This window comes from Halomicronema sp. CCY15110, from assembly GCF_016888165.1.
Lineage (GTDB): Bacteria > Cyanobacteriota > Cyanobacteriia > Phormidesmidales > Phormidesmidaceae > Halomicronema.
The window spans coordinates 14,038-36,852 of sequence record NZ_JACSWC010000275.1 but is presented as its reverse complement, the minus strand read 5'-3'; the positions used below and the strand labels follow the sequence as shown (position 1 = coordinate 36,852).

At 50.7% G+C, this 22,815-nt stretch carries 26 protein-coding genes and 2 pseudogenes; 27 read left to right on the top strand and 1 reads right to left on the bottom strand.

Going from position 1 to position 22,815, the window contains the following annotated elements; translation table 11 throughout:
- Positions 1–166: 166 nt before the first annotated feature.
- From JUK32_RS11415 to blaOXA, 4 genes are all read left to right on the top strand, one after another.
- Positions 167–334 carry an integrase core domain-containing protein gene (locus JUK32_RS11415; protein ID WP_204138973.1) on the top strand — a complete coding sequence of 56 codons (168 nt, stop codon included), beginning with the start codon at positions 167–169 and terminating at the stop codon, positions 332–334.
- A gap of 291 nt (positions 335–625) precedes the next feature.
- Positions 626–1,519 carry an AraC family transcriptional regulator gene (locus JUK32_RS11410; RefSeq protein WP_204138972.1) on the top strand — a complete coding sequence of 298 codons (894 nt, stop codon included), beginning with the start codon at positions 626–628 and terminating at the stop codon, positions 1,517–1,519.
- A 225-nt stretch (positions 1,520–1,744) separates the two neighbouring features.
- Complete coding sequence (locus JUK32_RS11405) at positions 1,745–2,146, top strand: RidA family protein (RefSeq protein WP_204138971.1); 402 nt, start codon at positions 1,745–1,747, stop codon at positions 2,144–2,146.
- An 84-nt stretch (positions 2,147–2,230) separates the two neighbouring features.
- Positions 2,231–3,151 (top strand): class D beta-lactamase, encoded by a 921-nt coding sequence (blaOXA, locus tag JUK32_RS11400; protein WP_255538209.1) that lies wholly within the window; start codon positions 2,231–2,233, stop codon positions 3,149–3,151.
- Between the two features lie 78 nt (positions 3,152–3,229).
- Here blaOXA and JUK32_RS11395 read toward each other — a convergent pair whose 3' ends face one another.
- Complete coding sequence (locus tag JUK32_RS11395) at positions 3,230–3,415, bottom strand: CopG family transcriptional regulator (RefSeq protein ID WP_204138979.1); 186 nt, start codon at positions 3,413–3,415, stop codon at positions 3,230–3,232.
- A gap of 116 nt (positions 3,416–3,531) precedes the next feature.
- On the opposite strand from JUK32_RS11395, the gene map reads away from it, so the two are divergent.
- From map to JUK32_RS11280, 23 genes and pseudogenes are all read left to right on the top strand, one after another.
- Positions 3,532–4,356 carry a type I methionyl aminopeptidase gene (gene map / locus JUK32_RS11390; protein ID WP_204138970.1) on the top strand — a complete coding sequence of 275 codons (825 nt, stop codon included), beginning with the start codon at positions 3,532–3,534 and terminating at the stop codon, positions 4,354–4,356.
- 291 nt (positions 4,357–4,647) lie between these two features.
- Positions 4,648–5,484, top strand: a complete 837-nt coding sequence (locus JUK32_RS11385; protein WP_204138969.1) for an alpha/beta fold hydrolase — start codon at positions 4,648–4,650, stop codon at positions 5,482–5,484.
- 261 nt (positions 5,485–5,745) lie between these two features.
- Positions 5,746–6,480: an SDR family oxidoreductase gene (locus tag JUK32_RS11380; protein ID WP_204138968.1), complete on the top strand. Its 735-nt coding sequence runs from the start codon at positions 5,746–5,748 to the stop codon at positions 6,478–6,480.
- Positions 6,481–6,509: 29 nt separating this feature from the next.
- The gene (locus JUK32_RS11375) at positions 6,510–7,388 is read left to right on the top strand and encodes an NmrA family NAD(P)-binding protein (RefSeq protein ID WP_204138967.1); all 879 of its coding nucleotides are present in this window, start codon (positions 6,510–6,512) and stop codon (positions 7,386–7,388) included.
- A gap of 31 nt (positions 7,389–7,419) precedes the next feature.
- Positions 7,420–8,163 (top strand): 3-oxoacyl-ACP reductase family protein, encoded by a 744-nt coding sequence (locus JUK32_RS11370; protein WP_204138966.1) that lies wholly within the window; start codon positions 7,420–7,422, stop codon positions 8,161–8,163.
- 47 nt (positions 8,164–8,210) lie between these two features.
- Complete coding sequence (locus JUK32_RS11365) at positions 8,211–8,390, top strand: hypothetical protein (RefSeq protein ID WP_204138965.1); 180 nt, start codon at positions 8,211–8,213, stop codon at positions 8,388–8,390.
- Positions 8,391–8,594: 204 nt separating this feature from the next.
- The gene (locus tag JUK32_RS11360; protein ID WP_204138964.1) at positions 8,595–9,482 is read left to right on the top strand and encodes an AraC family transcriptional regulator; all 888 of its coding nucleotides are present in this window, start codon (positions 8,595–8,597) and stop codon (positions 9,480–9,482) included.
- A 161-nt stretch (positions 9,483–9,643) separates the two neighbouring features.
- Positions 9,644–10,405 carry an SDR family NAD(P)-dependent oxidoreductase gene (locus tag JUK32_RS11355; RefSeq protein ID WP_204138963.1) on the top strand — a complete coding sequence of 254 codons (762 nt, stop codon included), beginning with the start codon at positions 9,644–9,646 and terminating at the stop codon, positions 10,403–10,405.
- 257 nt (positions 10,406–10,662) lie between these two features.
- Complete coding sequence (locus JUK32_RS28700) at positions 10,663–10,782, top strand: helix-turn-helix domain-containing protein (RefSeq protein WP_375541564.1); 120 nt, start codon at positions 10,663–10,665, stop codon at positions 10,780–10,782.
- 199 nt (positions 10,783–10,981) lie between these two features.
- Positions 10,982–11,434 carry a hypothetical protein gene (locus JUK32_RS11345; protein ID WP_204138962.1) on the top strand — a complete coding sequence of 151 codons (453 nt, stop codon included), beginning with the start codon at positions 10,982–10,984 and terminating at the stop codon, positions 11,432–11,434.
- Positions 11,435–11,449: 15 nt separating this feature from the next.
- A pseudogene (locus JUK32_RS27485) lies at positions 11,450–11,551 on the top strand (oxidoreductase); the annotation flags it as partial.
- A 336-nt stretch (positions 11,552–11,887) separates the two neighbouring features.
- Positions 11,888–12,535, top strand: coding sequence for a TetR/AcrR family transcriptional regulator (locus JUK32_RS11335; protein ID WP_239112565.1), 648 nt, complete (start codon positions 11,888–11,890; stop codon positions 12,533–12,535).
- A 292-nt stretch (positions 12,536–12,827) separates the two neighbouring features.
- Positions 12,828–13,715 carry an AraC family transcriptional regulator gene (locus JUK32_RS11330; RefSeq protein ID WP_204138960.1) on the top strand — a complete coding sequence of 296 codons (888 nt, stop codon included), beginning with the start codon at positions 12,828–12,830 and terminating at the stop codon, positions 13,713–13,715.
- Between the two features lie 291 nt (positions 13,716–14,006).
- A complete protein-coding gene (locus tag JUK32_RS11325; protein WP_239112564.1) occupies positions 14,007–15,035 on the top strand; it encodes a CPBP family intramembrane glutamic endopeptidase in 1,029 nt (342 codons plus the stop codon).
- 39 nt (positions 15,036–15,074) lie between these two features.
- Positions 15,075–15,815 carry a CPBP family intramembrane glutamic endopeptidase gene (locus JUK32_RS11320; protein WP_204138959.1) on the top strand — a complete coding sequence of 247 codons (741 nt, stop codon included), beginning with the start codon at positions 15,075–15,077 and terminating at the stop codon, positions 15,813–15,815.
- A 166-nt stretch (positions 15,816–15,981) separates the two neighbouring features.
- The gene (locus JUK32_RS11315; RefSeq protein WP_204138958.1) at positions 15,982–17,724 is read left to right on the top strand and encodes a CocE/NonD family hydrolase; all 1,743 of its coding nucleotides are present in this window, start codon (positions 15,982–15,984) and stop codon (positions 17,722–17,724) included.
- A gap of 230 nt (positions 17,725–17,954) precedes the next feature.
- A complete protein-coding gene (locus tag JUK32_RS11310; protein ID WP_204138957.1) occupies positions 17,955–18,635 on the top strand; it encodes a stage II sporulation protein M in 681 nt (226 codons plus the stop codon).
- 71 nt (positions 18,636–18,706) lie between these two features.
- Positions 18,707–18,994: a hypothetical protein gene (locus JUK32_RS11305; protein ID WP_204138976.1), complete on the top strand. Its 288-nt coding sequence runs from the start codon at positions 18,707–18,709 to the stop codon at positions 18,992–18,994.
- A 20-nt stretch (positions 18,995–19,014) separates the two neighbouring features.
- The gene (locus tag JUK32_RS11300; RefSeq protein WP_204138956.1) at positions 19,015–19,386 is read left to right on the top strand and encodes a hypothetical protein; all 372 of its coding nucleotides are present in this window, start codon (positions 19,015–19,017) and stop codon (positions 19,384–19,386) included.
- A gap of 100 nt (positions 19,387–19,486) precedes the next feature.
- Positions 19,487–19,834, top strand: a complete 348-nt coding sequence (locus JUK32_RS11295) for a hypothetical protein (protein ID WP_204138955.1) — start codon at positions 19,487–19,489, stop codon at positions 19,832–19,834.
- Positions 19,835–20,022: 188 nt separating this feature from the next.
- The gene (locus tag JUK32_RS11290; RefSeq protein ID WP_239112562.1) at positions 20,023–20,634 is read left to right on the top strand and encodes a hypothetical protein; all 612 of its coding nucleotides are present in this window, start codon (positions 20,023–20,025) and stop codon (positions 20,632–20,634) included.
- 315 nt (positions 20,635–20,949) lie between these two features.
- Positions 20,950–21,804 carry an SDR family oxidoreductase gene (locus tag JUK32_RS11285; RefSeq protein WP_204138954.1) on the top strand — a complete coding sequence of 285 codons (855 nt, stop codon included), beginning with the start codon at positions 20,950–20,952 and terminating at the stop codon, positions 21,802–21,804.
- A gap of 121 nt (positions 21,805–21,925) precedes the next feature.
- Positions 21,926–22,746 (top strand): annotated as a pseudogene (locus tag JUK32_RS11280) (IS5 family transposase); the annotation flags it as partial.
- Between the last annotated feature and the right edge of the window lie 69 nt (positions 22,747–22,815).

Sequence of the window (22,815 nt, the reverse complement as noted above, 5' to 3'; positions counted from 1 at the left end):
GTGCGGCAGTGCCAGCTCCTCGGAGTGAGCCGTTCGAGTCTGTATTATCACCCCGTGGGTCCGACTGACGAGGAATGTACGTTGCTGCGGCTGATTGACGAACAGTATCTGAAAACGCCCTTCTATGGCCGCCGTCGCATGACGGTTCACTATCTTCATTGAACGCTTGGGGCGCTCCGTGAAGTGGGAACTGATTTATCTCAAGGCCTTTGACGATGGCCAACACTTGGCTCAGGAGGTGAATGACTGGTTTCAGTGGTACAACCAATACCGTCCCCATCAATCGTTAAAGTATCAAACCCCAGATGAGGTGTATTATGCGACCACTGCATAATTCTCGAAAAGCAGTAGCACGGGTATCGATCTTTCAGAGCTTAGTTACCCTTCCAAGTTGTCTAAGCGCTGGGGTCCACTTCACTGCTCGGTAAGATGACGCAGTTGGCCCACGTTTATGAGGCACTTGCCCCACAACTTAGAGGAAAACGATTCTGGCGCGATCGCTGGCTCATGCTAGGGTACGTGAGCTGCTATATATGACTCCTGACTAATAAACGCTGTCGTACCGGATTTGGGCTAGAAAGTATTTATTTTGCAAATGCAAAAAATATCGGTAGAGACAAATTCTATGGCTAGCAACCTGCTCAACTCGCTCGAACTCAGCCAACAGGTGAATAAAACGCTGATGTTCTCCAGTCGACAAATGAACTGGGACAGCGTTTTGGTTGAGCAGTGTCAAAGTCCTGCTTCAGCGTTTGAAATGGAGCTTCCTGCTCTATCCGATCACTGGTTCTACTTTCATACAGGAGATCTCGCCCCTTTAATTCAGAAACGAGACGATCGCCTGCATGAATCAACCCTCCACCGAGGAGACAGCCTTTTGGTTCCGGCTGGGCAACCGAGCTATTGGTGCCAAGCTCCAGATATGAGTGATGTCATTTGCGCCCCACTGCACATTCACATAAAACCGGAATTCATCCAACACGTTGCGGAATCTTCTGACATTGATTCAAAGCAGGTCGAGCTTGTGCATGGTTTCGGTCAGCAAGACTTGCAACTTCATCAGATTGGCATGCTGCTGTTCGCTGAGTTGCAGACTGGCGGCATGATGGGGAAATTATATGTCGAATCACTCACTCAAGCCCTAGTCATTCATCTATTAAGACACTACTCGACCCTAGCCCGATCCATTCCGTTAAGAATCGGTAGCTTAACTCATGTTCAAATGCAGCAGGTGATCGATTACATCCACGCTCATTTGAATCAAGATTTATCCTTGGCAGAACTGGCAAGCGTTGTTAATATCAGCCCGACTTACTTTGCCAACTTGTTTAAGAAAGTAATGGGAATTTCGCCCCATCAGTACGTGATTCAACAGCGGGTAGAACGAGCAAAAGTGATGCTGATGAAAACGGATTTGGCGATCGCAGACATTGCCCTACAAGTCGGCTTCTCCAGCCAAAGCCATCTAACACAGCAGTTCAAGCGTCTCACTGGAATGACACCCAAGCAAGTTCGTTAACGAATTAAGAATCTGATAAAGCACCGTAAGAATCTGAAAGAAGTCAAGCATTGGGGCTCACTACACTTCAGAGAGTAAAGCGAGTGGCTGTGTCGCCAAGATTGATAGTTTCGACGCTTGATCGCACTTCTGTGGAGAGGTGTGATGAGAACTGGGAGCGACCCAGACCTTACCCGTTGATGCGCCTATCTCTAATCGTCTTCTAACTACCCACAAAGGAACACCATGCATAAGCCCGAATTTTTTGTCACCCCCGGTTATGGGAAATATATGCTGGATAACTTGCATTACTCGCAAGCGGTCAAAATTGGCGATCGCGTGGAGACATCAGGCCAGGGCGGTTGGGATGACGATCTACAAATTCCCGAATTGCTGGCGAACGAGATTGCTCAGGCGTTTCGCAACGTAGAGCGAACTTTGGCAACTGCCGGGGCGGGTTGGGAGCATGTTGTCCATGTCAATTCTTACCATGCTGGCGGGTTGCCTCCAGAAGTTAACGAGGTAATGGTCAGGCTATATCGCCATTACATGCCCAATCACGCCCCAATTTGGACACAAATCGGCGTTGCGGCGCTTGGGCTACCAACGATGCGAATTGAAATCCGCGTTACTGCAATAGTTCCATGAATTTCACACAAGCGGCAGCACTGGCTAGCCAGTGCTGTCGCTTGTGCGTAGAGCGAAGACTTTTTATCGTGACAAGATAGCATTATGAACCATCGTTTCCTTTTGTTTAGTGCTTTAGTCGCAAGCAGCACAGGAATATTTCTAGTTTCACCTATATCAGCAAAAATATCGATTAGTAATAGACCGCATATTTCGCAGATTTCACAGCAGCCTAATGTAAGCAATTTGATTACCTTAGATAATAGGTCTCAAAACATTTTAGAACGGCAAGAGCGACCGGATTGGGCTAGTTTCTTCGACCGCGTTGAGGCACAAGGAACTATTGTCGTATTGGATCAGCGCGGAGGTGCTCAGCAGCTGTGGGTCTACGACCAGGAACGGGCTGATACAGCTTATTCCCCAGCATCAACGTTTAAGATTCCGCATTCTCTCTTTGCGCTCGATGCCGGTGTTGTTCGTGATGAATTTCAAGTTTTTGAGTGGGATGGAGTGGAGAGGGACTTCGCTCCACACAATCAAGACCAAACTTTGCGCTCAGCGATGCGAAATTCAGCCGTTTGGGTTTACGAAATTTTTGCTGCCGAAATCGGAGAAGCGAAAGCAAGAGAGTATCTGACGCAAATTGATTACGGCAACGCAGACCCAAGTACTCGCGAAGGTGCTTATTGGATTGATGGAGCGTTAGCAATCTCGGCACAAGAGCAAATTCATTTTCTACAAAAGCTGTATCAGAATGAACTTCCCTTTAGGGTTGAGCACCAACGATTAGTCAAGGATATGATGATCGTTGAAGCAGAGCGGGATTGGATTCTACGGGCTAAAACTGGCTGGGAAGGGCGCTGGGGCTGGTGGGTCGGGTGGGTCGAGTGGCCAACCGGTCCTGTGTTCTTCGCTCTCAATATAGACACGCCAAACCGACTAGACGACCTCTATAAACGAGAGGCAATTACACGCGCTATTTTGCAATCCATTGATGCATTGCCTGCGGAAGAAGATCGGCAATAGCCTAAGGGGCAGAATTGAATACTCTATCTACAAAAGAAACGGACATTAATGCTTCTGTAGATACTAAAGGTTTGCTGATTAGTGGTGCAGCAAACTTTTTGAGGTACTTGGCTGTTGTTGGCGTTCTTGCAAAGCCTTATCAATTAATTTTGCCACCAGCCAGGAGACAGATCGTTCATCAGTCTGTGCCCATTCCTCCAGTTCTTGTTTACGCTCAGCAGGAATGTAAGCAACCACTCGCTCTAAATCTGTTTTACCGCCCATTTTAAGTCTCGCTTGCGCTTTACCTACCTCTAAGATACCAACAATGGCCCGTCTTCTATCATGCTGGGCCATGCTGTGCTAGCATGGCCCAGCATGATAGAACGAGGCTTTAATCCATGAACCATCAAAATTTGCTTTCAATCACCGGAAATTGTGTACAAGCCCCCATTAACTCAGGGCTGGTCTTGCTTTCGGCTAGAGAATTAGACAAGATGCGGCGGGTGGGACAGCTTGCGGCAAATCTCCTCAATCATCTTGAGCCAATGGTGCAGCCTGGAATGAGTACGCAAGCTTTAAATGATGAGGCGGCGCGTTGGATGCAAGCTCATGGTGCAATCAGCGCCACCCTTGGCTACGCACCTCCTGGCCATCCCCCTTTCACCGGGTCAATTTGCACCAGCATTAATGAAGTGGTTTGTCATGGAATACCGAACCCAAAGCAAATCCTCAAAGACGGGGATATCATCAATATCGATGTGACCCTCAGGCTGGCAGGCTACCATGGCGACACATCGAGAACATTTCTAGTGGGTCCGGTATCCGCAACCGCCCGCAAATTAGTTGAAGCGACTCGAGAATCGATGATGCGGGGGATTGCTGAAATCAAGCCTGGGGCAAGAATTGGTGATATTGGTGCGGCCATTCAAGCCTATGCCGAGGCAAGTGGATTCTCAGTTGTTCGAGATATGGTTGGCCATGGCATTGGCAGGCAAATGCATACAGAACTACAAATTCCTCACTATGGCAAACGAGGCAGTGGGTTAAAGCTGCGCCCAGGAATGGTTTTTACGGTTGAACCGATGCTAAACGAAGGGACTTGTGAGCTTACATTTCTCGCGGACGGGTGGACTGTGATTACGAAGGACGAAAAACTCTCTGCTCAGTTTGAACACACTATTGTTGTGACTGAGGAAGGTGTAGAAATTTTAACGCTTGCCTAAACTTCAAGCCACAATGCCTTTAATTTATGTTTTGCTTAAGAAGCAAAATCGCTGCACAAAAAGTCTTTGCTGCTGGTCAGTTGTAGCCATAAAAGGGGTGGGGTGGGGCATCCCAATAAAATTGGGCTCGATTTGTGACTACCTGTGCTTAGAAGTTTTCAAGGACTTCTAGAAACACCTTAAGAATCTGACAAACTCTCCTAAGAATTTGAAAGAGACCGACATTCAGAACGCAATACACTTCGATTAAATCAGATGAGCATTGAATGCGGTATTTATTAGGAGATGACAATGCCTTATGTAACTGTCGGTCAAGAAAATTCTGCAGCCATTGATCTCTACTACGAAGATCTGGGGGCTGGTCAACCCATTGTTCTCATTCATGGATTTCCTCTCAACGGTCATTCTTGGGAAAAGCAGGTCTTAGTGCTGTTAAATGCCGGGTATCGAGTGATTACCTACGATCGCCGAGGATTTGGTGCTTCCAGCCACCCCTCACTGGGCTATGACTACGATACGTTTGCTGCCGATTTGAATACGCTCATGACCAAACTTGACTTGCATGATGCTGTGCTGGTCGGCTTCTCTATGGGAACGGGTGAAGTCACGCGATATCTTGGCAAATATGACTCAGAGCGGGTGCAGAAAGCCGTGCTGATGGCTCCCGTGCCACCGTTTCTGTTGAAGACAGACGACAATCCAGAGGGTGTTGATCAAAGCGTTTTCGATGGCATTATGAACGCGATTGTTAAAGATCGTCCCGCCTATTTTTCTGACTTTTTCAGAGAATTCTTCAATGTCGATGTGCTGCTGGGTGAGCGCATCAGCAACTATGCCATTCAAGCCAGTTGGAATGTGGCCGCCGGGGCTTCTGCTAAGGGGACGTTGGATTGTGTCCCGTCCTGGCTCACCGATTTCCGTGACGATCTGCCCCGCATTGATGTGCCAACTCTGATCATTCATGGCGATGCCGATCGCATTTTGCCGCTTGAGTCCACCGCCGCCAGACTGCCAAAGCTGATTAAAAACAGTCAGCTTGAGATTATTACTGGCGGGCCGCACGCCATCAACTGGACTCACGCTGATCAGGTCAATCCCCTGTTGCTCGACTTTCTTCAGCAGGAATAATCAGTGACCTACTACATTTCTCACTGACGGGAAAACTCTGCAATTCATCCATTGAATCAGGCTCACATTAGTCTAGATGGAGTATTGCAAATCAACGAGTTAAGTTCTGAGGACAAAGATGTTGGATGTGCGTTAGCGAGGCTTACCGAAGGTATCGCATCTTTAATCTCTGAAGATAACCGTTGGGTAAATGCTCAGAGAATTGAAGTCTCTAGCGACATGTTTCTTTAATTCACCCTCACAAAAAAAGGAAAAATCACCATGTTGAATGTAGAAAACAAAGTGATTGTGATTACTGGAGCCAGTAGCGGTATTGGTGAAGCCACCGCGAAACTGCTCGCCCAAAATGGTGCAAAAGTCGTTTTGGGGGCACGCCGGATAGACAAACTAGAGAAGCTAGTTACAGAGATTCATGCATCTGGTGGGACAGCAGAATGCAAAGCGGTTGATGTCACCGATCGCGACGATGTGAAAGCATTTGTTGAGTTTGCCAAAGACAAATTTAGCCGCGTTGATGTCATCTTTAACAATGCTGGCGTGATGCCCCTATCGCCGATGAATGCCCTGAAAGTCGAGGAATGGGACAACATGATTAGTGTGAATATTCGGGGCGTGCTTAATGGCATTGCAGCGGGGCTACCGATTATGGCAGCGCAGGGCGGTGGGCAGTTCATCAATACCGCATCGATTGGGGCTCATGTGGTCGTTCCGACGGGGGCCGTCTATTGCGCCACGAAATATGCGGTTTGGGCTATCTCTGAAGGACTGCGCCAGGAATCGCAAAATATTCGCGTCACTACGATCTCTCCGGGTGTCGTTGCCACCGAACTTGGCTCTGATATCACCGATGAGTCATCCAAAGGCTTGTTAGAAGAACTTCGCAAAACTGCCCTTACCTCAGAGGCGATCGCCAGAGCCGTTTTGTACGCTGTTTCCCAGCCGGACGATGTTGATGTCAATGAAGTGATTGTCCGACCGGTCCGCCAGGCGATGTAAACCCATCATGGAGTAACGAGGAAAATCCTGTGTATATAGTTTTCGGGGCGACTGGGCAGACGGGTTCTGCGGTTGCTGACGCTTTGCTTGAGAAAAATCAGTTGGTGAGGGTCGTTTTGCGATCGGACAAAACCGCCGCTGCTTGGCGGGCGAGAGGCGCAGACGTTACTTTTGCAGACCTAAGCGATTTAGAAGCGATGACCCATGCGATGCGGAATGCGGACGCTGTTTACGCGATGAATCCGCCTGCCTACAAGGTCGCCAATATGTTTGCGGTGGCGAGAGGAATCGGTGAGCGTTACGTTGCTGCCATCAAAAATTCTGGCGTACAGAAAGTCGTATTGCTGTCTTCGATCGGCTCACAACACGCCTCGGGCACGGGAAACATTTTTACGACGCACATTTTGGAGACGATTTTCGGCGATTTGGAAGTTCCTGTTGCTTTTTTGCGAGCATCAGCATTTTTGGAAAACTGGGGCAGCGTGGCGAAGGTTGCCGCTGAGCAAGGCATTTTGCCGAGCTTCTACACGCCGCTTGAGCGCAAGATTCCGATGGTGTGCGCCGCAGATATCGGATGGGCCGTTGCCCAAGCGATGACCGCAGATTGGACGGGCAAGCGCATCATCGAACTGTACGGCGCAGCCGATTATTCACCAAACGATATCGCCACCGCTTTTGCCGCCGCTCTCGGACGCGACGTCCAGGCAGTCGCTGTCCCCGAAAGCGAGTGGCAGGCAACAATGTCCGGATTCGGCTTTTCGCCTGAAGCCGTCAACAGTTACAGCGAGATGATGCGCGGCTTTAATTCTGGTCACATTGTTTTTGAAGGGGGAAGCCACGTTCAAACAGTCAGGGGGCAAACACTGCTTTCAGATGTCGTCAGCAAACTGATCGAAGCACAAGCTTGAGTCAACAATTTCATACCTAAAGGAGTCCATCATGACGACAACACTTGCAGGCAAAGTTGCCCTGGTTACGGGCGGTTCACGCGGTTTAGGCGCGGCGATCGCCAAGCGTCTCGCTCACGATGGGGTCACCGTTGCGCTCACCTACACCAGTTCGCCCCAAAAAGCTGATCAGGTGGTTCGGGATATTGAAGCAATCGGGGGAAAAGCCCTGGCGATTCGGGCTGACAGTGCCGATGTAGATGCGGTAAAACACGCCGTCGCTGAGACTGCTAACACCCTCGGTCGGCTCGACATTCTCGTCAACAACGCAGGCGTTTTGGTTTTAGCGCCGATCGACCAGTTCTCGATGGAAGAGTTTGACCGACTCGTCGCCATCAATATTAAAGGCGTCTTCGTCGCCACTCAAGAAGCCGTTCGTCACATGAGTGAGGGAGGACGGATCATCATGATTGGCAGCTTCATCAGTGATTTTACCCCCTTTGCCGGTCTCTCGGTCTATGCGTTGTCGAAGGGGGCGATCGCTAGTTTTACCCGTGGCCTCGCCCGCGATTTGGGGACTCGCGGCATCACGGTCAACAATATTCAACCGGGTCCGATCGATACCGATATGAATCCTGCAGATGGGGACTCCGCTAAAGAAATCACTAACATGATTGCTCTTGGTCGCTACGGACAGGACAACGAGGTGGCTGGCATGGTTTCCTATCTCGCCGGCCCTGAAGCCGCTTTTGTCACAGGTGCGAGCCTCAAAATTGATGGCGGTATAGCTGCTTGAACAAGACGTAAGCAGTTACAAATCAGCATTTCATTGAGAATGATCCTATGAAGCGTTCAGTATCACAATGCAAGAATGATTTTGAGTCTGAGGTTACATCTCAGACTGATTCCATCTGTGACTCTTCAGTGAATGATGCCCTGATTGCGATCGCGCAAGAAGTTGCTAAATTGCTGAAACAATCCTATCTAGTACAAGCTGATGAAAGCGACAGTGTAGAGAGTTAATAGTCAGGCGCAATTTTGCTGAATAAACAATCAGCGACTGAGTTAAAAAAGGTCTATCTCAGGAGAGAAGCCGCGATCGCTGGCTCGTGCTACGGTACGCAGGCTATTGTATTGGGGTCCTGACTGATAAACGCTGTTGTACCGGGTTCGGGCTAGAAAGTATTTATTTTGCAAATGCAAAAGATATCGGTGGAGAGAAATTCTATGGCTAGCAACCAGCTCAACTCGCTCAAACTCAGCCAACGGTTCAATAAACCATGGATGCTCTCCAGTCGTCAAATGAACTGGAATGGCATTTTGGTTGAGCAGTGTCAAAGTCCTGCTTCAACCTACGAGGTAGAACTCCCAGCCCTCTCAGACCACTGGCTCAGCCTACACCTAGGAAATTCTACTCATTTAATTCAGAAACGGGGCGATCAGCGGCATGAATCAATCCTTCATGAGGGGGACAATCTCTTCATTCCGGCTGGACAGCCAAGCTACTGGTGTCAAGATGAAAGTGGTATCACCTGCTCTCCACTATTCATTTGCTTAAAACCAGAACTGATTCAACAGGTTGCTGAAGCCTCTGATATGGATTCAAATCGATTCGAGTTTATGCATTGTTTTGGTCAGCAAGATTCGCAACTGCAGCAGATTAGCATGCTGCTGTTCGCTGAGTTGCGATCAGGCGGAATGATGGGGCAACTCTATGTCGAATCACTCACTCAAGTCCTGGTAATTCATTTACTCCGAAACTTTTCGACCCGAATAAAGCCGATTGCATTACCCAACAGCCGCTTCACTCGTAACCAGTTGCAGCAGGCGATCGATTACATTCACACTTACTTGAATCGAGATTTATCCTTAGCAGAACTGGCTAGTGTTGTGAATATCAGCCCGACTTACTTTGCCAGTTTGTTTAAGCAAGAAATGGGAATCTCGCCCCACCAGTATGTGATTCAACAGCGCGTAGAACGAGCAAAATTGATGTTGATGAAAACAGATTTAGCGATCGCAGATATTGCTTTACAAGTTGGGTTTTCCAGTCAAAGCCACTTAACCCAACAATTTAAGCGCGTGACTGGAATGACACCAAAGCAGATTCGCTAACAGCATCAGAATCTGACAAACCGCTGTAAGAATCTGAAAGAATTCAAGCACAAGAACTCAGTACATTTAGAACACTCAGAATAGATAGAACGGCAGGATTAATATCTCCATTAATTCTATTTAGGACTATCCTGCTTGTTTTTCATTGGAGAAATCAGGTAATGACACAAAATAAATCCAAAATTGCTCTAGTGACAGGAGCGAGTCGAGGACTGGGAAAGAATACTGCTTTGGCCGTGGCAAAGAAAGGAGTGGGCGTAATTGTGACCTATCTCAACGGTGAAGCGGAAGCAAAATCCGTTGTTTCTGAAATTGAGGCAATGGGCAACAAAGCAGTCGCCTTGCAGCTCGATATCGGCAGCATCGAAACCCTTGATACGTTTGTAATACAAGTCAAGCAAGCCCTGCAAAACACTTGGGACATTGAGCAATTTGATTTCCTCATCAATAACGCTGGAATTAGTGGCGGTTCACTGTTTGCAGAAGCAACAGAGGAAGAATTTGATCGAATATTCAACGTTAATTTCAAGGGTGTCTTCTTTCTCACTCAGAAGTTGCTGCCATTGCTCAAAGATGGTGGACGAATCGTGAATGTTTCATCATTTCTGGCCCGCACCATCAGCCCAGGACGAGCGGTCTATGCCAGCACAAAGGGCGCGATCGAGGTTCTGACTCGCTCCTTAGCAAAGGAACTAGGACAGCGGCAAATCACAGTGAATGTAGTCGCTCCTGGAGCGATCGCCACCGAGGGCAGCGTCGTGCGGGACAATCCAGAGATCAATAAGTACATCACGTCCCAAACTGCTTTAGGTCGGGTGGGTGAACCCGATGATATTGGCGGGGCGATCGCACTGTTGCTGTCGGAAGGGAATCGATGGATGACTGGACAGCGAATCGAAGTCTCCGGAGGGCAGTCTCTTTAGCTCAACTCAGCTTCAATCGGTAAAAAAAATCATGTTAGCCAATTAACTGATTCAGAATATCAGTTCCAGATTGCGCTGCTTATAGAGCCTCAAATCGCGAAGTTTACCCAGGTCTACTTGTGCCCTACTGCGGCAAAACATAGATACGAAGATCAGGCACGGGTTTGAGGAGATGAATTAGTCCTGCCATCAGTACGTGATTCAGCAGCGTGTAGAACAAACACAATTAATGCTCTCGAAAACAGATTTAGCGATACGTGCTGCGCACAGGCTGCGCCAACGCAGACATCGCTCTACAAGTTGGCTTCTCCAGTCAAAGTCATCTGACACAACAGTTTAAGCGCGTGACTGGAATGACACCAAAGCAGATTCGCTAACAGCATCAGAATCTTACAAACCGCCATAAGAATCTGAAAGAAATCAAGCATTGAACCTCAGTACACTTCAGATAACACAACGCGATTGACTCTCCTTTAAAACGACTGCACGAATAATCGATTGAGTCCTTTGACCTAGCTTTACTGCGACTGAAATGAACGATCGCACATGAAAACTTTTCAACACAGAGGAATGAATATGAAGACTTGGATTTCGATGCTGCTAATTTTAGCAAGCGTGAGCTTGTTCGGGTGTGACGATCAACGAGCGAAAGAACAATTGGATAGCACAATGGACAGTTGGATTGGTCGGGATATCAATGAGTTTGTTCGCAGATATGGTACACCCACGACAACGCTTCCGTTACCCAATGGAAACACCATCTATTCCTACAGCACAAATCAAGAACGGGAGTTTAATCAGCCAACCACTGTGAATGAGTTTGAGAACGATCAGGGCGATACAACTACGATAATTAGCGGAGGCAACACAATTGTTGATCATGATTTCTGTGAGATTGATGTCGAGTTCGATCGCTCTGGAGAAATTCAGTCCTGGCGCTATGAGGGTAGTTCTCCAAGACATTGCGACATTAAGAGCCTGCCGAAAACGCTCCAGAAGCAATTACAAAAAGACGGCATTCTTCCGTAGGTCAAGAACAAAGTTATTGCGATTACTGGAGCCAGCAGCAGTATTGGTAAAGCAACTGCTAGATTGCTGGCTCGTCAGGGTTTACGGGTTTTGTTAGGGGCGCGACTCCCAAACAGATTCGTTAGCCCCAGAAGAATCTAATCACCAACCGTAAGCATCTGAAAGAAGTTGAGTGTTGAAACTCATACACTCAAGTGAGCTAAGACCAAAATAATCTGTCCAGAAAGCCCCCGTCATAGTCAGCAGTAGTGCCCTCACCCCTGCCGACTATGACGGGGGCTTTCAAATGTCATTCCCTTATCGGTAGTTCCAGAGCCGAATAGCTATTTGCCGAAATGAGACGTGCTAGTTGGCAAAGCAACCTCTTGTCACCTAGTGTCATTTAGCGCTATTGTGCCACTAAGTGACAAACTTTGAAAGAAGACTGTCGTGGGGAGTGACGGTGCCAACGCCATGACAAAGAACGAGCGCAAGCCAGGGAGGATGAGTGAGCAGCGGCAGCAGCGGATACGTCTGGAGATTTCGCGGGAGGCGGCGCGTTTATTCTGGGAGCAAGGGGTCGCTGCCACGACCGGCGAGCAAATCGCCGCAGCAGTGGGTCTCTCGGTGCGCACTCTCTGGCGGTACTTCCGCAACAAAGAGAGCTGTGTCGAGCCGGTCTTGGCGCAGGATGGCGATGAGTTTGTGGCGCTATTGCGCCGCTGGCCTCGGGATGTCTCCCTTGAAGATCACCTCATGGAGTGGGCGATAAATCGGACTAAAGATCCCGATCAGCAGTCCTTTGATCAGGCTGTGATCAAGATGACTGTGCTGGCCGAAAAAGAGCCGGATCTACGGACGGTCTGGCTGATGACCAACGACCGAATAGAGCGCGCTCTGGTCGAGATCTTCGCAGATCGCCTGCGGCGATCGCCTGACGATATCGAGGTGCGACTGCACGCCGCAGCAGCCACCGCAGTCGTGCGCGTTATCAGTGAAGACATCAGTGCGGCCCTGATGGCAGGAGCCGATCCCACCTCGCTTGGCAACACGCTTGGGCAGATGGCCCGCGCCGTGCACACCGCTACAGGTGGGGCAGTTGGCGATCCTGTCGATCCTTAAACCCATTCACAACTGAAATCAGCAACAAGAGTAAAGGAGTTGATCCTCATGTCTAAATTTTCTAACTATTCGCGGGAGTCAGAAAAAAATACCGCTGGGTTCTCTACTCAGCCCGTACGTAATCAGTTCACACGTCTGAGCTGGCCCGAGGGCATTGTGAGCCTTATCGTCCCTAACGTAGTCGGGTACGGAGCCGGATTGCAGCTCTCGCGTCTCGGACTCGGTCCCGTGGTCTATCGGCACTTACAATCCCTGGATTCCTATACAAGAACAATCGGTGAGAGCAAACTTCATGACTAGCAATCGGCTTAACTCGCTCGAACTCAGCCAGCAGTTTAATAAAACGCTGATGTTCTCCAGTCAGCGAATGAACTGGAATGGCGTTTTCGTTGAGCAGTGTCAAAGCCCTGTTTCAGCGTTTGAGGTGGAACTCTCAGCCCTCTCAGACCATTGGCTGAACTTACACATCGGCAATCCTGCCCCGTTAATTCAGAAACGGGACGATCGCCGGCATGAATCAATCCTTAGTGAAGGGGACAATCTTTTTGTCCCGGCTGGACAACCGAGCTATTGGTGTCGAGATGAGAGTGGTGTCATCTGCACTCCGCTGCACATTTGCCTAAAGCCTGAATTGGTTCAACACGTTGCCGAAGCCTCCGATATTGATTCAAATCGGTTCGAGCTTGTGCATGGTTTCGGTCAGCAGGATGTGCAACTGCATCAGATTGGTATGCTGATGCTCGCTGAGTTGCGATCAGGCGGGATCATGGGGCAACTCTATGTCGAATCACTCACTCAAGCCCTAGTGATCCATTTACTCCGACACTATTCGACTCTGACGCAATCGATCGCATCACCCCACAGCAGCTTTACTCGTACCCAGTTGCAGCAGGCGATCGATTACATTCACACTTACTTGAATCGAGATTTATCCTTGGCAGAACTGGCTAGTGTTGTGAACATTAGCCCGACTTACTTTGCGAGTTTGTTTAAGCAAGCAATGGGAATTTCGCCCCATCAATATGTGATTCAACAGCGCGTTGAACGAGCAAAAGTGATGTTGATGAAAACAGATTTAGCGATCGCAGACATCGCTCTACAAGTCGGTTTCTCTAGCCAAAGCCATTTAACACAACAGTTTAAGCGTCTCACTGGCATGACACCGAAACAGATTCGCTAGCTCCATAGGAATCTAATAAATCACCGTAAGAATCTGAAAGAACTTGAGCGTTAAAACTCACATACTCAAGTTAGCTAAGACAAAAACAATCTGCACCAAAAGTATATAAACTCAGCCCAAAAATTCCGTTGATAGGGGCCGTCGATACTCGAATCGTGGTTCGACTAAGGGCAAGCGCATGTCCAACGACGCCGGGTTTGGTGACACCAGATCTATCCAAGTCATCGTTAAATCCTGAAACTATCGACAACTGTGATTAGCAACCAGATCCAAGCACTACAGAATTTACCCATGAAGGGAACGGAGATGAAGATGCAAAATACCGAAAGACAAAATACCGAAAGAACAGAGGGAATCATCACAGAAGCGAAAAAATTCACCTACGTGGAGGCTGCCGGGTGGGGTAAGTATCGGTGGTGGCGGTATGTTCTGGGATTAGTCGTCATCTTCTTTGTGGGGCTGGTCGTCAACGGCATCGCCACCCCCCGCATCGCGTTCCTGCTCGGCGGTCAGGAGGCGCTTGCGGCGTTCAATCGGCTGGATTACGCTGCGCTCGGCCTCGTGGGGGGCTTCGTTGCGTTCAGGGCGAGCTTTCCGTTCTTCCTCGCGGGAATGCTGATCGCCGTCACCTTCGTTCACCAGCGTCATCCCCGGACACTGGTCACAGCGCGGGAGAAGATTAGCTGGCGGCGGGTCAGTCATGGGTTTGTGGCGTGGTTCGTGCCAGTCTGGCTGATCGCTGGGCTGGGACAGTACTTCTTTTATCCCGATACCTTCTCTTTTAACTTTGACCTCACAACGTTCGCGCTCTTCGTACCGATCGCACTGATTTTCGTTGCGATCCAGACCACCACAGAAGAGCTTTTCTTTCGCGGATACGTTGTGCAGGGCGCGAGTATTGTTTGGTCTAACCGCGTCTTTCTGGCGCTGGTGCCAGCTGTGATCTTCGCCCTGACGCACCTGCTCAACCCGGAGGCGAGCGCTGGCGGTTGGCTCACGGTCTTCATCAACTACTTCCTCGTTCCGGGGCTAGTGTGGACCGTGGTTTCGTTGATTGACGGAACCACTGAACTCGCCATCGGCGTACACTTCGCGAACAACATCGGCGGCAATCTCTTGATGGGCGTAGCCGGAAGCGACGTGACCGGAAGCGCCGTGACTCCGCCGACTCTCTTCACAGTCAGCGAGTTCCACGCAACCTACACGGCTCTATCAATGCTGGTTGTCGTACCCATGTTTCTGGCGATCGCCTACAAAGTGTTCAAACCCGATGGGGTATCCAAACCCGTTTCCCAGAGTTATCGGAGGGGTCGTTGGTAATCTCGTCAGTTCGTAAAACCATCAGCAGAGGATAAAACCATGGTTAAGCATAAAGACTCTAGGCTGCGACTGTTTGGGCTGCTGTGGTTGGCAGGCATGGCTGGGGTGATGACCCTGGTGTTGGTGCCGTTGCCCTTGCTCCCAGAGGGTGCCCCACCTGCCGCCGTGGTCAGACTACTGATGCTGGTGCAGCCTACGGTTTTGGTGTCGGTAGCGGTGCTGATAGGCGTGCTCTTGGCTCACCGGCTAGAGCTAATGGCACCGGGGGCAGAGGCTTTGGCCTCTGGGCACTCGTGGCGGCAAGCTATAGTTCCTCAACTGTTGCCCGGCGTGGTGGGTGGGTTGATCAGCGGCGGACTACTGACGGCGATCGCCCTGCTGTCTCGCCCGCTGCTGCCACCCGCCTATGGGGCGGCTGAGCCCACACCGCTGCTAGTGCGATTTCTCTACGGCGGTATCACCGAAGAAATTCTGATCCGCTGGGGACTGATGACGCTGCTGCTATGGCTGGGCTGGCGATTTGGGCAGCAGCGCCAGGGTAAACCCCAGATTCGATGGGTGGTAGTCGCCATTGCCGTCTCCTCCCTGGTGTTTGCGATGGCTCACTTGCCCTATGCGATCGCCCTGGGGCTGCCGTTAACCCCAGCCCTAGTGGGGTTATTGCTAATCCAAAATTCTTTGTTTGCAGGGGTTGCGGGGTATTTATTCTGGCGCTACGGGCTAGAGGCCGCCATGATCGCCCACCTGACAGTTCACGCCGTGCTGGCCCTCATCGGCTGAGCCATCTCCTCAAGCCCACCGTGCACGAACAGGGGTTGAGTGATCTCGAATCTTCGCCACGGTTAAAGCGTTAAACACTATGTCTCAAGTTTCTTCTAATAACCCACGAAATCGTGACCGACTCACGACCGACTCAAGACCAACAGCTTCCATCAGGAGGAGAATTATGCGCGTTCCCAAGACCTACGTCAGGCGCTTATTAACAGGCACAGCAGTGATGTTGCTTGTCCTCGCTGGGGCACCTGCCGCATTGACACAGTCAGAGGCGATCGCGACTGCTGCGGTTGCCACCGCCGATAGAGCGGTCACGTACGCCGAGAACGACCGCGTTCCTCAAGGCGCGGCCTGGACGCAGCACTACTTTCCGTCCTCAGACGGTTCCGACGTTGAACTGCACGCCGACGTTCTGTTGCCCGAAGGACTGGCCGCAGGCGAGCAGGTGCCGGTGATCCTGTCGGTCGGAGCGTACTTCGGGCACTCCGGCCAACAGGCACTGGAAAACCACGCGCACACCGGCCCCTCGAACCGCTTCAACGACCTGATCGAAGGCACCGATCTATTCAACCGCGGCTACGCCTTCGTTATGGTCGACCTGCGCGGCTTCGGCGGCTCCACCGGATGTCTAGACTTTATGGGCCCCGGTGAGCAGGCCGACGTGCAGGCCGCGATCGACTGGGCCGCGAGCCAGCCCTGGTCGACGGGTGCCGTCGGCATGTATGGCAAGTCCTACGATGCCATCACCGGTTTAGTGGGCAACAACCTCGACCAGGACGCGCTCAAAGCCGTCGTCGCCCAGGAGCCGATCTGGGATCTGCACCGCAGCGTCTGGTCGAACGGCGTCCCCCGCTCGACCATCGTGGATGTGTCGCGCACCTATAACGAGATTGCTATCTTGCCGCAGCTGCCCGACGATGACGAGCGCTACCGGACCAACGCCGCCTACGAGCAGGTGAACCCGCTGTGCCTACCGTTGAACTCGCTCGGCTACCAGGACGCTGACCCGGGCTCGGAGTTCTGGCAGTTCCGTAACCTAGCCGAGCGCGCCAAGGGCACCGACACTCCGCTATTGTTCACGCAGGGCTTCCTCGATTGGAAGGCCGAAGCCGAGGCGGTGGAGGAGTTTCTCGCCAATCACCAGGGGCCGCAGCGCGGCTGGCTCGGCCCTTGGGAGCATTACCGGGGCAACGATCGCACTGCCGATGGGAAACTGGAAATGGGCCGCGATGGCTGGTTCGACGAGGTGATCTCCTTCTACGACCAGCACCTCAAGGGCATCGAACCGACCGTGGACTACCCAGCCTATGTCGTGCAGGACAGTACCGGTGCCTGGCGCGCCCAGGATACCTGGCCAGTGGTGGAGTACTCCCCCACCATCGCGCTCGGCGGCGGGTCATACCTGGACGACGGACTGCCCGCCGACCCCGCAACCGAGGCTCCCAACCGCTTCTTCATCTGGTCTGAGCCACTTGGGCAACCCGTTCGAATCACGGGCACGCCGCAGGTGTCTCTGAATACCGAGGGCCACGGCAACGTCATGGTCGAGTTGTACGACGTCGCCCCAGATGGCAGCGCCGTTGCGTTCAACCGGCAGGTGGCGGTAGTGAAACCCGGCACGACCAGCTTCGATCTGCGATCGACGGACTGGACGCTGCAAGCTGGTCATGCGTTGGCCGTCGAGATCGGCACCATTCAGCCCTCTCTGGCCCCCGACAACGACTGGATTGATACACCGTCGTTGGAAAGAATCACCGTCAGCGACGGCCGACTCGATCTTGCCTTGGTCGACCCAGCCAACGACACCGTCATCCCTGGCGATCGCGCGCCGTGGCTGGACATCTACCGGCAGGCGTACACGGAGCAGTTGTCTCCCAATACCCCAAGCTTCACGCTGCCGACGGGTGACAGGTAACTCAAATCCTGCGTTCGATGGCGTCTATAAAGTGAGTTGATTGTTGATCGTGGAATCACAGTGAATCGTTCCACCAACAAACCCAACCGCGATCGCTGCGTCCTCTAGCCCCCATCGCCAAAACCAAGGATTTAGACATCCTTATTTGCATCAACAACAACGCTGCTCTACGCGGCGGTTCTCACTCTTAATCATCACTACATCCATCACCAAACATTGGAGCTAAAAATATGTCACGCAAAGCGATCGCCAAAAAGCGCCTCATTCACCCGAATCATGAAGCAAGACCCATCCGCTTGCTTCGCAAACCCGTCCAAATTATTCGCGCCAATTTTCGCGCCTACTTCATCATCAACGCCATTGTGTATGGCTTAATCATCACCGGGATAGTAGCGGCGATGGTCTTCCCCAACCTGGGCGCAACTCAGTTAGCCACCCTGGAAGACAACGGAACGGCGGATCTTGTCCGATCGCTAATCAACAACCCTTGGCTGTTCTCGCTGACCATCCTGGGAGTCAACGTCATGACCGGCACGCTGTGGATCGTGCTCCCTTCGCTGCTCGTTCCCTTCACTGGCATCGCCATGTTTGCGTACAAGGCGTTCACTCTAGGTTTAGCCATGGCCCCGACTACCAAGATTATGGCGGTGGCACTGATCCCGCACTCGCTGACGGTACTCATCGAAGTCCAAGCTTACGCCCTCTTAATGTTGGGCGCATACATCCTCGGTCGGTCTTGGGTTCGCCCCGCCACCATCGGTGCTCGGAACCATCGTCAGGGTTACGTCCGTGGACTAAAACAGCTCGGTTGGCTGAGCTTGGCCACGCTCCCACTGTTCATCATCGGCGCGATCTGGGAGGCGTTATCGCTCCGCTACCTGGTTCCTCCGCTAACCCAGTGGTTGTTGTAGCGCTAAACAGACCAAATCACGATCGCTTCTTGAATCGATTGTTAACTCTGCAATTTTAGATGGTGAATCAAATGATTAAGTACAAAGATTTTGCGCCTCGAATTACTGAACGAGGACCCTTCGGCGGACCTTCCGAGTATGAATCTTTCTCGGAGGTTGTGAGTGCTGTAAATCAGTGGATTGCAAGTAAAACGATACAGATAATCAATGTTGAAACTGTTGTTTTACCCGATCGGATTAAAGGCACCGATGATGGTGACTACGGGGTGAAGACCAGTAATGCTTTCTACCCAGTGATGATCAGTCAGGGACTTGCAGTCAATTGCTTTCAATGTGTGCGTGTTTGGTACAGAGAATAAGCTTCACCGGAGAAGAAATCATGAAACGATCTACCTTATTTACTTTTCTGTACCTCGCGCTGGGAGTCTGTCTGACGGCGATCGCGATTGGATATCCAAACCTGCCTTCGGGTCTTCAAACCAGCTTGTTGATCAGTGCAGGAGTGTCCTACATCGCTTGTATTTTCAATCCATCTTGGCGGGAGAGGACAATCCGCTTCTATCGCAGCCGCAATTCATCGGTCATCCTATCCTCGTTGGTGATTGGACTCACTATTATTGTGACGATCTGGGAGCTTCAGAGTCAGAACTGGACAATGGAAGCCATTTTACAAGCATTTTCACGGCTAATCATTGTTTTAGGATTTGCTGAAAACATTGTGATTATCAGGCAAGTAAATTCTGAACATTAGAAACTGTTTTCTAACGCTTATTAAGTGATTTCTAGCTTCCACGTTCGCTTGTTGTTGGCGAGTCTTTGTAGCATCAACAGTACCAAGAGTAAAATCAACCATGTTTAAGCGATTCTCTCATGTTTCTATCCTGTTAGTCACAGTTACAGCATTGGTGATGGTTTGTTTACAATCTTTTGGGGCAAAGCCTGCCCTATCTGAGATACCAGATTCAGGCTCCTCAAATCAGTCAACGCTGGTTGCAACAGCCGCTCTTCCCCCTGATCTTGTCCCGGCTGTTTTAGGCGGTAGACCTGTTTATGTACTGTATGTGACCAGAGCCGAAGATACGGTTCTCATCCGTTGTTATCCCGGTTATGAACCTACGATCACCGTTCGAGCGATGGGAAATAATCCCAATGCCAACACTCAAAAAGAAGGTGTTATGATGTGCCGCCCTTCTGCTTAGAACTGATGCGGCAAATTTGCTCTGGTATCGCTACAGGCACATGGACAGAAGCTGCTTCAGACCGATGCGGTGTTCAGACCTGAAGAACCTCCTGAAGCGCGATCGCGAATTAGATAGAAACTGCTCTCACACGGGCTAGGTCGAATAGTACAGATATCGAGTTGAAGTGCAACTCTGAGGTGAGCACTATGGTGCAGCATGAATGGCAAGATGAAACACGACAATTGGCGATCGCACCTCGCCTGTGGCTCTGGTGGACATTGGCTACTACAATCGCGGGGGCGATCGTTGGAGCACTGGAAGAGTCAGGTTTTCAGCTTACAGCAACCGTATTTTTTACAGGTTTGTTGATTGGCGCAGCCCAATGGCTCGTTTTGCGCCAGTACATGCCTAAAGCCTTTTGGTGGATAGTGGTTAGCACACTGGGATGGACTTTTGGAATAGCGCTGGTGAGTTCTTACATAACCCTTTTTGAACCGCTTATTCCATTCCTAGTCACGCTGGGCATATGGCGTGTTTTTGGGATGAGGTTGGTCTATGAGCCGATTGGCCTGGCTATTTTTGGCGCAGCTCAGTTTCCGATTTTGAGACGATTTTTCCGTAAAGCACATTGGTGGATTCTGGTCAGCGCTTTAGGAGGTGCATTAAAAGGAGCAAGTAGCTCAACTGTCGCGTACATTTTGCCGGGGCTACTACCACCACCATTTACAACAGCATTGAGCTATGGGGCAGGTTGGCTAAGCTACGGCATCGTTACCGGAATTTGCCTGCAATGGCTGCTGCGCCATCACCCCCGCTAGGGCAATACAGCACTTGTCTCGCGCGGTATTAATGGTACGGGGAATGTTAGGGCTTCATATTGCGATCGTCATTGCAAATAAAGAGCATCGCCTCTTCTATTTCGATTTTGCGACTCATCTTTTACCCCATAAAAAAGATAATTTTTCCACCTCTAAATAATTGCCCACCCTACTGTCAGAATTGTTCGGAGTGTTGTTGTCATTACATAGCAAGTAAATTCTAAACTTGGACAATTTCAACTCGTCAAATATTTGTTTCAAAAACTTCTGCTGTGTCGAGCAGAAGAATGCTCAAAATCTAATCAGGAGATTCAAATGATCCTAGTAACTGGCGCAACTGGAAATAACGGGCTGGAGATACTCAAGCGTCTCGCCTCGCAAAACGTTCAAGCTCGCGCAATGGTGCGCGATCGCGATCGGGCCAAGGCAATTGCAGATCTGGGCTTCGAAATGGTCGAGGCTGATTTCGATCACCCTGAAACACTGCCCTCTGCCCTGGCAGGGGTTGATCGAGCCTTCCTCGTTACCAACTCAACAGAACACGCCGAAGCCCAACAACTGGCGTTTGTCGAAGCCGCGAAACAAAGCGGCGTCAAGCACATCGTTAAACTGTCGCAGTTCGCCGCCAACGCTGACTCACCCGTGCGTTTTTTGCGCTACCATGCGGCTGTCGAAGCGGCGATCCAAGCAACCCAGATGGCGTATACGTTTCTGCGCCCCAATCTGTTTATGCAGGGCTTGTTAAACTTCCGATCGTTGATCGTTGAGCAAAATACCTTTTACGCTGCGATCGGTGATGCGAAGGTGAGCGTCGTAGATGTCCGCGACATTGCTGACGTTGCTGTCGCTGCTCTGACCGAAGCTGGGCATGAAGGAAAAATTCACAATCTCACGGGTCCGCAGGCGCTAACCCATACCGAAATGGCAGAATATCTCTCTGCTGCCCTAAAGCGTCAGATTGCGTTTGTCGATATCCCACCTAAACAGATGCGTAAAGCCATGGTTGGCTTTGGGATGCCAGCTTGGCAAGCCGATGGAGTGATTGAAGATTACGCCCACTACCGACGCAATGAGGCCGCAGCGATCGCTTCGGGGATAGAGGATGTGACTGGCAAAGCACCGCGTCAGTTTAAGGACTTTGCTCGCGATTATGCAACAGTATTTAGCTGACTTCCAAAATTGAACGCTCGACAAGTTTAGCTCTAGTCGTTCGCAACCCTAGTTCGATACTACTCTTTGAGGCTAAGTATGATTCGAGTGCTCAACAACCCCTTGACATCGATAGGAGCAGCAGTGCCCGCAAACCCTCTCCAATCGGAAGTTTAAGCGGCGTTTCGGAGTAGAACGCAAGACTTTCAAGGAAATCCTTGAGACCTCAACGCCACTGCGGAGACCCCGTCCCCAAACCGGTGCTAAACCCAAGCTAGAACTCGCAGACCGGGCGTTGCTAACTTTGGAATACTGGCGTGAGTATCGCACCTACTTTCACATTGCCAGCAGTTGGGGAGTGAATGAGTCCACCGTCTGTCGCATTGTTCATTGGGTGGAAGATGCTCTGATGCAGTTCCCTCGGTTCCACTTACCGGGCAAGAAGATCTGATGGCAAGGCTTTGCTCGCCCTGAGGTGGTCGTGATGGACGCACCGAAACCCCGATTGAGCGGCCTCAGCGGTGACAACGGCGCTTCTACTCCGGCAAAAAGAAACGGCACACCCTCAAATGCCAACTCGTGATTGAGGCCACTACCCAGCGCATCCTCTGCACCTTCTTTGGTCAAGGTCGTCAGCATAATTTCAAGCTGTTTCGACGTTCTGGCATTCACTTTGATCCTAATACCCGGAGTTTGCAAGACAAAGAATATCAGGAGATTCAACACCTGCATGGCAACAGTGAAGTGCCGAAAAAGAAACCGCAAAGGGGAACGTTGAGTCGGGAAGACAAAGCCTATACCCGCGCCCTAGCCAAAGAGCGGATTGGCATTGAACACGTCAATCGGCGGTTGAAGACCTTTCGGATCTTAGCCGAGCGGTATCGCAACCGCCGCCTTCGCTTTGGCTTGCGCGGCAATCTAATTGCCGCGCTCTACAACCTGGAGTACGCTCAGACCGCTTGATACAGATGATTCGATTTAATTTGCAAGAGGTCTATTGTGTGGCCGGTTTAACAGCAAATCCTGGGAACT